Genomic DNA, 7,618 nt, shown 5'->3' with positions numbered 1-7,618 from the left:
CCCAACCCCGCGCTGGGTGTCCGCGGTCTGCGGGTCGCACGGCAGACACCTACCGTGCTCACCACGCAGCTGGCCGCGATCTCGGTGGCGGCCGCGGCGACGGACGCCGACGTGTGGGTGATGGCGCCGATGGTCGCCACCGCGGCGGAAGCGGCCGCGTTCACCGAGTCCTGCCGCGAGTACGGCCTGCCGACCGCCGGCGTGATGATCGAGGTGCCGGCCGCTGCCCTGCGCGCCGGCCAGGTGCTGCGCCACGTGGATTTCCTCAGCGTCGGCACCAACGACCTCAGCCAGTACACGTTCGCCGCTGACCGCATGTGCGGCGACCTCGCCGACCTGCTCGACCCGTGGCAGCCCGCCCTGATCGCGCTCCTCGCCACCTGCGCGACGGCCGGCGTCGAGGCGGGCAAGCCAGTTGGTGTGTGTGGAGAGTCCGCAGCGGATCCCGATTTCGCTCTGGTGCTGGCAGGCCTGGGCGTCACCAGCCTGTCCATGGCTCCCCGCAGCATCCCGGCGGTGCGCGAGTCCCTGGCCGCGCACACCCTGGACGAGTGCCGCCAGATCGCCGAGGCGGCCCTTGCCGCCCCCAGCCCGGAGGCAGCCCGGGCGGCGGTGGCGGTGCTCCGCTCCAGCTCCGGGTGGGCGACGGCTGCACCTGACGAGGACATCCGGATCCGCAGCTGACAAGGCGTGGCCGTTATCTGGGACGCCCTAGCGTCATCAACGGTAGGGCAATGAGTCTCGGACACATTGTTTCCCCACGAAGCGTGATGTCTCCTCGCGTTTCGAGCGATCCCCGTCCCATTGGGCGGGGATCGGCTGTTGTGGCGAGGATGCCCTCCGCAGAGGTGAGCGGGTAGATAGCGGGCAGGACACCAACCCGGACCGTCGGACGGCTGACGTAGGTGGTCGTTGTTCGCCGATGTTGGCCGCCTACTGCTGCTCAAGATGGGACGCTGGCACTGGATTGGGCAGCGAGCCGGGGGAGGGTGGCATCGGGATCACGGTGAACGGCCTCTGATGCGTACCGCTTCGATCGTAGTAGCGGCGCTGGTGGCGGCGGTGGTCGTGGACCTGATCTCCGGCGTGCTGGTTCGCCGGGTAGACCGTGGCCGTTACCGGTGGTTGTTGGAGCCGTTGCGGCATACCTGCCGGCGTCCGGCGGCGGCGGTACTGCTGGTGGGGGCGCTGTACTACGCGTTGCCGTTGGAACCGGTCGGGTGGCAGCGTCATCTGCGGCACGCCGTCCTGGTGGCCCTGGTTCTGTCCGGGGCTTGGTTGGTGATCAGGGCGCTGCACGTCGCCGAGGCCGTCGCGTTCAACCGGCTGCCGGGTGACGCGGTCGCCAGCCGGCGGGTCCGGCGGGCTCGGACGCAGATCCGTCCCGTGCGGCGGCTCACCGTCGCCGTCGTCACGATCGTCGCCATCGGCCTGATACTGATCACCTTTCGGCCGGTACGCCTCTTCGGTGTCTCCGTGTTGACGTCAGCGGGGGTCGTCGGGGCATTGATCGGCCTGTCTGCCCGTACCGCGCTTGGCAACGCTTTCGCCGGTGTCCAGGTCGCCTTCGCCGACGGGCTGCATGTCGGCGACGTGCTGGTGGTGGACGGTGAGTGGGGCCGAGTCGAGGAGGTGAAGCTGACCAACGTGGTGATCCGGCTCTGGGACGAGCGGATGCTCATCCTGCCAACGACGTACTTCACTGAGCGGCCGTTCCAGAACTGGACTCGCAACGAGGCCCGGGTAATCGGCAAGATCCAGATTCATGTCGACCACACCGCCGACCTGGACGACCTGCGCCGGGAGACGCGTCGGCTGGTCGAGTCCTCATCGCTGTGGGATCGCGACCAGTGGGTGCTCCAAATGGTCGATTCCACGCCGCAGACGGTGGTCATCCAGGTGCAGGCTTCGGCCGCCGACGGCGCGAGCGCCTGGGACCTGCGCTGCGACCTGCGCGAGGGTCTGATCTGCTACCTGCGCAACCACCATCCGCAGTGGCTGCCCCGCACCCGTAGTCAGTACCAGCCCTGAACATTGCTTGAGGACTCGCGTCCGGCTACCACGGAGCGACGCCCGCTCACGTCGCGCTGGCCTGCGTGCTGAGGCAGGACATGGTTGCGGCCACTCCCCGATCGTCCAGCCCGGAACACCCGCGAGAACGGATGCACGCGACCTGCGCCTGACCGCTCAGCTCGCGCCGCTGGACCGCTCCCTGCCCTTCTCGTCCCGCCAGCCGCCGGGTTGGGGATGGTAGCCGTAGGCGGCAGCCCGGACTGTTTCCTCGTTCTCCAGCCCTGAGCCAATCGCACCGCCAACAGTGGCCAGTGAGCTGGTGATCCAGGCGAGCCTCAGATAATCGCTGGCATTCACCTGCCGCTGCAGAATCTGCTCGAACACGGATGTGTCGATCAGCAGCGCCCCGACGAGCACCGTTCCCACGAACAACACCATGTAGGACACCGCCGTGGCCAGACTGAGAGTGAGGATCGTACCCAGGTTGAACAGCCGTGCCAGCTCAGCCGGTGTCTCGCGGCTCGGCTTCTCCCACAGGTCGTGCGCAACGATCAACCAGGCCACCAACGCGCTCAACCCGAGCACCATGATCACAGCGAGCCGGAGCCCGCCGAGGGCATCGCCCATCTGCCAGATGGTGTCCGTGGTGAGCGCGAACGCAGCCGTGCCGAACGCGCCGACCAACAGCTTGGACAGGCCCAGCAGTGCCCGTCCCGGACGGTTGGCGCGAACCATGCCGGTCAACAGGCGCGCCCGGCCGATCAGCCCCGAGGCGAGGTAGCGCCGCTCACCAGCGTCGGCCCCGTCGATCACGCGACGGACGGCGGGAAGGTGCCGTGTCGTCTCGGCTGGTGCCCTGTCGGCCGGCGGCACCCGGTGGTCGGAGGCGTCGGCCAGCAGCTGGTTCACCAGATCCGGGACGGCTGTGCGGACCGAGCGCATTTGCCGCAGTCCCAGCGCGGGCAGGGAAATCATCCCAACTTGGCGTCGGCCGGAGGTCTGCGCGACCAGGGGCGCCCGCCCGACATGCAGTGGCAGGTCGGTCAGGCAGATGGCGACGTCCCACCGATCGTCCGTACGCCGCCTCGCAAGATCGTCAAGCAGCGCCTCCGCGCCGCCATCGCGACGCGGCGCCACCTCCCCCCAGCCTTGCCGGACGGTCCACCGCACGTCCGCGCTCACCCGCTCGGTGAGCCCGCTGACCAACTCCGCAGTGAGCCACCCAGCCACCCGGGCCGGCTGGTCCGGTGGGGTTGCCACCAGTCCCACGACTATTTCCGGGCGATGCCGTTCGCTGTGGGTCACCGCTGCTCCTCACCGGTAGCCGGGCACAGCCGGCGACGGCGAAAACCGGGGGCGTCACGCGCCGTCGCGACAGCTCCGGTGCCGATCGACATGCTGGTAGAGCCAGGTCGCCGAGGGGAACGTCTCGACCGTCGTACAGCGCCAACGCGACGCCTGCGTCGAACCGGTGGCCCGCCCAGGCAGCCTAAGAGACCACCGCGAAGGGTGTAGCTGATTCGCCGGGCTTAGGTCTTTTCGAAGGCGGACTACCACAAGACCATCAAGAAGACGACCGGCCGCAGGTCGGCAGGAAACCGCAGACATGCTCCCCGCCGACCTTCCCTCCGGACGCTACTCGTCGTTCACGGTGAACGCTCGAAGCCCGAGGTCTGGTGCCAGCGCTTCGGCAAGCCAGGTAACACGGTGATCACCAGCGGCCAGGCCGGCGCGAGCGACCATGCACCAGTCGTCGCGATCGAGCAGGGAAAGGTAGCCGCTCAGTACGCGCTCGCGTCCGCCCTCGGGCCAAGCTATTCGGTCCGCCGCTGGGTGATGTAAATGCTCAGCCAGTTGCGCGGCGATGACGAAACGCTCTACCGACGGCTCTAGGCGGCCGGCGTGTTCGCAGTGGGCCTCTAGAACTGCGGAGGCGGGCGGGTAGTGCTCGAGCGTGATGCCCGTGCCGCCGCTGTCAGCCATGATGGTCAGCAGCAGGCCAGTGTGATCGACCAACTCACTGTCAGGATTCGCCGCGGTGATCGCCTCTTGCAGATGCGCCGTAGTGGCGACCAATCCGGCGAAGTAACGGTTGAGGTAGTCGCCATCACAGGCGCGTCGAAGCATCCACGGCCGCGCTGCGGTGCTGCCGATCGTGCACAGGGACTCCACGACATAGACCCGTCCCCAGCCCGTGACCCGCTCGGCCAGCCACAGCAATGCGTCCGAGCCACCGCACCACGACCGCCGTTCGAGCGCACGGGCAGCCAGTGGGCCGAAGCGGCCCGACAGCAATCCGATCGTTTTGATCAACTCGATGTCGTCGTCATCCCAGAGGGTGGTCAGCAACGCCAGACCAACAGTCGCAGCGCAGCGATCGGTCGCGTGCTGGACAAGCCATCGACCGGTCGCTCGAACACGTTCGGCGTCCACCCGACAGGCCGCAGCCATGATGTGTTCATTGGGATGGATCGGAACATCGATGTCATGGAACGCCCCGGCAAGGTCGCCCGGAACGGCGGACCGATCGGCGAAGTGCGCGTCCAAAACGGCGGCGACATCAGCACCGCTGCGGCGCCGATCCTCCGGCTCTCGAGGACGGGACTTCCGACCTCGGTGCTGCCTGTCATCTGGATACGGCTCACCGCCACGGAAAAGAGGCGCGTCTGGATCCTCGCGATGGATCCGCATCGCGTGATCAAATAACGACAAGTGGGGTCCGAGCAGGCCTGGCTCGGGTGTCACGCTCACCGGCGGACGGAGGACTCGATTCTTTCGATCATGCCCGGATCATGCCAGGCACTTCGACCGACCGGCAATCCCGCGCCGGACTGGTTGACCTCCCGGCCCCGTGCAAAGAAGAAGCATGTCCACAGAAGCCCGGTAGCAGCTGCGGCTGGACTCCCAGGCCCCGGCCCACTCAGCTGCATCCGCCCCTGCCTGCGGCTACACGTTCTCCCAGCCTGCCGACCTGCGCACTCGCTTGGCGGAAGTCGGCAATGAACGCTGACCCGGCCCGGACCGGGGTGCGCGGGCGGCGCCGGTGCCCGTCCCGGCTCAGCCCCGCCGGCCGGGAAAGTCGACGGTGAACGGCGAGGTGCCCACCCGGATGGAGCTGGGGTTTGCCGGCGGCGCCCAGTTGCAGCTTGAACAGCATGTCGGCGAGTTCCGTACCGGACTGCCGCTCAACGGTCCGTCGCAGGCGGACCAACGAACGCGAACAGAACGGGGTTCGCCTACTGCCGTTGGAGCATTAATCCTGCCCTCAGGTTGATCGGGGAGGATGAGCGCAAAAGCATCAACTGGAGGGGGCGGGCTGGCGTGCAGATCATGATCGCCGATGACGAGGCGGCCATCCGTGAGTCGCTGGAGCGGGTGCTCCAGGTCGAGGGTTACGGCACCAGCACCGCCGCCAACGGTCTCGCCGTGCTCGACGGGGTCGGCGCAGACGCGCCGGATCTGCTGATCCTCGACGTGATGATGCCCCGCCTCGGCGGGTTGGAGACCTGCCGGCGGTTGCGGGCGGCGGGTAGGGATCTGCCGGTTCTGATGCTGACCGCTCGGGATCAGGTCTCCGACCGGGTCGCGGGGCTGGACGCGGGCGCCGACGACTACCTACCCAAGCCGTTCGCCACCGAGGAGTTGCTGGCCCGGGTGAGGGCTCTGCTGCGCCGCCACGCGCCGGGCGACGACGAGTCGCAGATCCTGTCGTTCGCCGACGTCCGGCTCGATCCCGACAGGTTCGAGGCGTGGCGAGGTGGGCGACCGCTGTATCTGACCCGAACCGAGTTCTCCCTGCTACAGGTCCTCGTGCGCAACGCGACCCGGGTGTTGACCCGCGACGCGCTGTTCGAGGCGATCTGGGGCTTCGACATGAGCACCACCGCCAACAACCTTCAGGTGTACGTGAGCTACCTGCGCCGCAAGATGGAGGCGGCGGGTGAGCCGCGGTTGATTTACACGCTGCGCGGCTTGGGGTACACGCTGCGGGAGACTCCTCCGTGAGCAGGCCCGCCGGTTGGGTACCGCGTCGGCTGACCCGATGGTGGCGCCAGCGGTCCCTGCGAACCAGGCTGACGGTGATCGCGGCCACGGCCATCGCGGTCAGCGTGTTCCTGGCTTTTCAGGTGGCCAGCGAGCTGCTGGACTCGGAGCTGCAGGACAACGTCGAGAATCAGCTACGCGCGGACTCCCGCGTCCTGGCGACGACAGTGGAGCACTCCGGTCTGGCGCAGGTCCAGCTACCGCCGTATCCCGGATCCGGTCGGCTGGTGCGGGTCATCCTGCCCGATGGTTCGACCCGGACGCCGGCCGACCAACCCGTGCTGCCTCCCGTCAGCGCGGATGCCGGGCGAGTGGCACAGGGCGCGTCGGCCGACCTGATGGAGTCGAACGACAGCGACGACGACGGCTACCTCATCTACACGCTGCGGGTGGGCGACGGCGCGGTCCAGGTGGCCCGCAACAGCGACGACAGCCCGGTCAACCAGTTCGGGTTGGGCATGCTGCTGATCGGTCTGCTCTGCGTGGTCGGGGGTGCCCTTGTCGGGCGGGCCGTGGCGCGGACCGGGCTGGCACCGATCGACCGGCTGACTGCCGCCGCGGTTCGTGTCGCGCAGACGCGGGACCTCGACGCCGACATCCCGGACGAGGGCGGCGGGGAGATCCGGCGGCTGATCCAGTCGATCAACGACATGCTCGCCGCGCTCCGGGACTCCCGGCGGGCCCAGCGGCTACTCGCCGAGGACGCCGCCCACGAACTCAAGACACCGCTCACCAGCCTGCGCCTCAACGTTGAGCTGCTGATCCGGCTCGATCGGCGCGGCACTCTGGACAGCGCACTGCCTGCGGAAAGCCGGACCCGGCTGCTCAACGATCTCGGCGCCCAGGTGGCCGAGTTGAGCACCCTTGCCGCCGAGCTGACCGACCTGGCGCGCGGCGACGTCAGCGACGAGAGCACCGAGCTGCTCGATGTCGCCGACGTGGTGGTGGCCGCCGCGACCCGGGCTCGTTCCCGCGTACCCGACATCGAGGTCGCGCTCGACGTGACCACCGTGTGGGTGAGCGGGCGTCCCGCTGCGCTCCAGCGGGCGGTGCTCAACCTCATCGACAACGCCAGCAAGTGGTCTCCCGCTGAACAGCCGGTCCAGGTCCGGCTCCGTGCCGAGGGCGCGTCGGCGGTCCTCGAGGTCGACGACGCCGGGCCGGGCATCGACGCCGCCGACGTACCGCGGGTGTTCGACCGGTTCTACCGTGCCGAGAGCGCCCGGGCGCTGCCGGGATCGGGTCTGGGGCTGTCGATCGTGCAGCGGGTCGTCGACGCCCACGCCGGCCAGGTCATCGTCACCCGGTCCGCACGCGGTGGCGCGCTCCTGCGGATCATCCTTCCGGCCGCAGCCCCGCCCGCTCGGCTCACGCAGCTCACCGCAGGGGCGGACACGGTGACGGCCGCCGGTCCATGACAAAGATCCGGGACGGGCAGAAGCCCGCCCCGGATCTCGACTGTGCCGCCGCGCTCACCGTTGCGGCGCGATTCCCTCCACGAGCGGCCGTTGATCGGCCGGCAGCTCCACCGGTCGGGACAACCGGCTCGGCCACCACAACC

General features: G+C 68.8%; 6 protein-coding genes and 1 pseudogene. 5 read left to right on the top strand and 2 right to left on the bottom strand.

Annotated elements, in window-relative coordinates; all coding sequences use genetic code 11:
• Both KBX53_RS15390 and KBX53_RS15385 read left to right on the top strand, forming a co-directional pair.
• A pseudogene (locus tag KBX53_RS15390) lies at window positions 1-585 on the top strand (putative PEP-binding protein); the annotation flags it as partial.
• Between the two features lie 435 nt (window positions 586-1,020).
• Window positions 1,021-2,031 carry a mechanosensitive ion channel family protein gene (locus KBX53_RS15385; RefSeq protein WP_210859977.1) on the top strand — a complete coding sequence of 337 codons (1,011 nt, stop codon included), beginning with the start codon at window positions 1,021-1,023 and terminating at the stop codon, window positions 2,029-2,031.
• Window positions 2,032-2,187: 156 nt separating this feature from the next.
• Here the strand turns inward: KBX53_RS15385 and KBX53_RS15380 are convergent, their stop codons facing one another.
• Together KBX53_RS15380 and KBX53_RS15375 are read right to left on the bottom strand one after the other, a co-directional pair.
• Window positions 2,188-3,318, bottom strand: a complete 1,131-nt coding sequence (locus tag KBX53_RS15380; protein WP_210859975.1) for a hypothetical protein — start codon at window positions 3,316-3,318, stop codon at window positions 2,188-2,190.
• A gap of 330 nt (window positions 3,319-3,648) precedes the next feature.
• On the bottom strand, window positions 3,649-4,362 hold the full coding sequence (locus KBX53_RS15375; protein ID WP_210859973.1) for a hypothetical protein: 714 nt from the start codon (window positions 4,360-4,362) through the stop codon (window positions 3,649-3,651).
• Window positions 4,363-4,398: 36 nt separating this feature from the next.
• Here KBX53_RS15375 and KBX53_RS15370 point away from each other — a divergent pair, with 36 nt between their 5' ends.
• The 3 genes from KBX53_RS15370 to KBX53_RS15360 all read left to right on the top strand — a co-directional run bounded on the left by KBX53_RS15370 (window position 4,399) and on the right by KBX53_RS15360 (window position 7,475).
• Window positions 4,399-4,719 carry a hypothetical protein gene (locus KBX53_RS15370; RefSeq protein WP_209444480.1) on the top strand — a complete coding sequence of 107 codons (321 nt, stop codon included), beginning with the start codon at window positions 4,399-4,401 and terminating at the stop codon, window positions 4,717-4,719.
• 624 nt (window positions 4,720-5,343) lie between these two features.
• A complete protein-coding gene (locus tag KBX53_RS15365) occupies window positions 5,344-6,018 on the top strand; it encodes a response regulator transcription factor (protein ID WP_209444479.1) in 675 nt (224 codons plus the stop codon).
• Between the two features lie 74 nt (window positions 6,019-6,092).
• Window positions 6,093-7,475: a HAMP domain-containing sensor histidine kinase gene (locus KBX53_RS15360; protein ID WP_309140782.1), complete on the top strand. Its 1,383-nt coding sequence runs from the start codon at window positions 6,093-6,095 to the stop codon at window positions 7,473-7,475.
• Window positions 7,476-7,618: the final 143 nt, after the last annotated feature.

Origin of the sequence: Micromonospora sp. M51, assembly GCF_018070305.1 — a bacterium.
Lineage (GTDB): Bacteria > Actinomycetota > Actinomycetes > Mycobacteriales > Micromonosporaceae > Micromonospora > Micromonospora parva.
Note: the sequence above shows the minus strand (reverse complement) of the source record. Positions and strands in the feature narration are given on the sequence as shown.

Bases quoted from the DNA above. Each gene is read 5' to 3' on its own strand.
- KBX53_RS15385 (WP_210859977.1), top strand. From the start codon at position 1,021: ATGCGTACCGCTTCGATCGTAGTAGCGGCGCTGGTGGCGGCGGTGGTC.
- KBX53_RS15365 (WP_209444479.1), top strand. From the start codon at position 5,344: ATGATCGCCGATGACGAGGCGGCCATCCGTGAGTCGCTGGAGCGGGTG.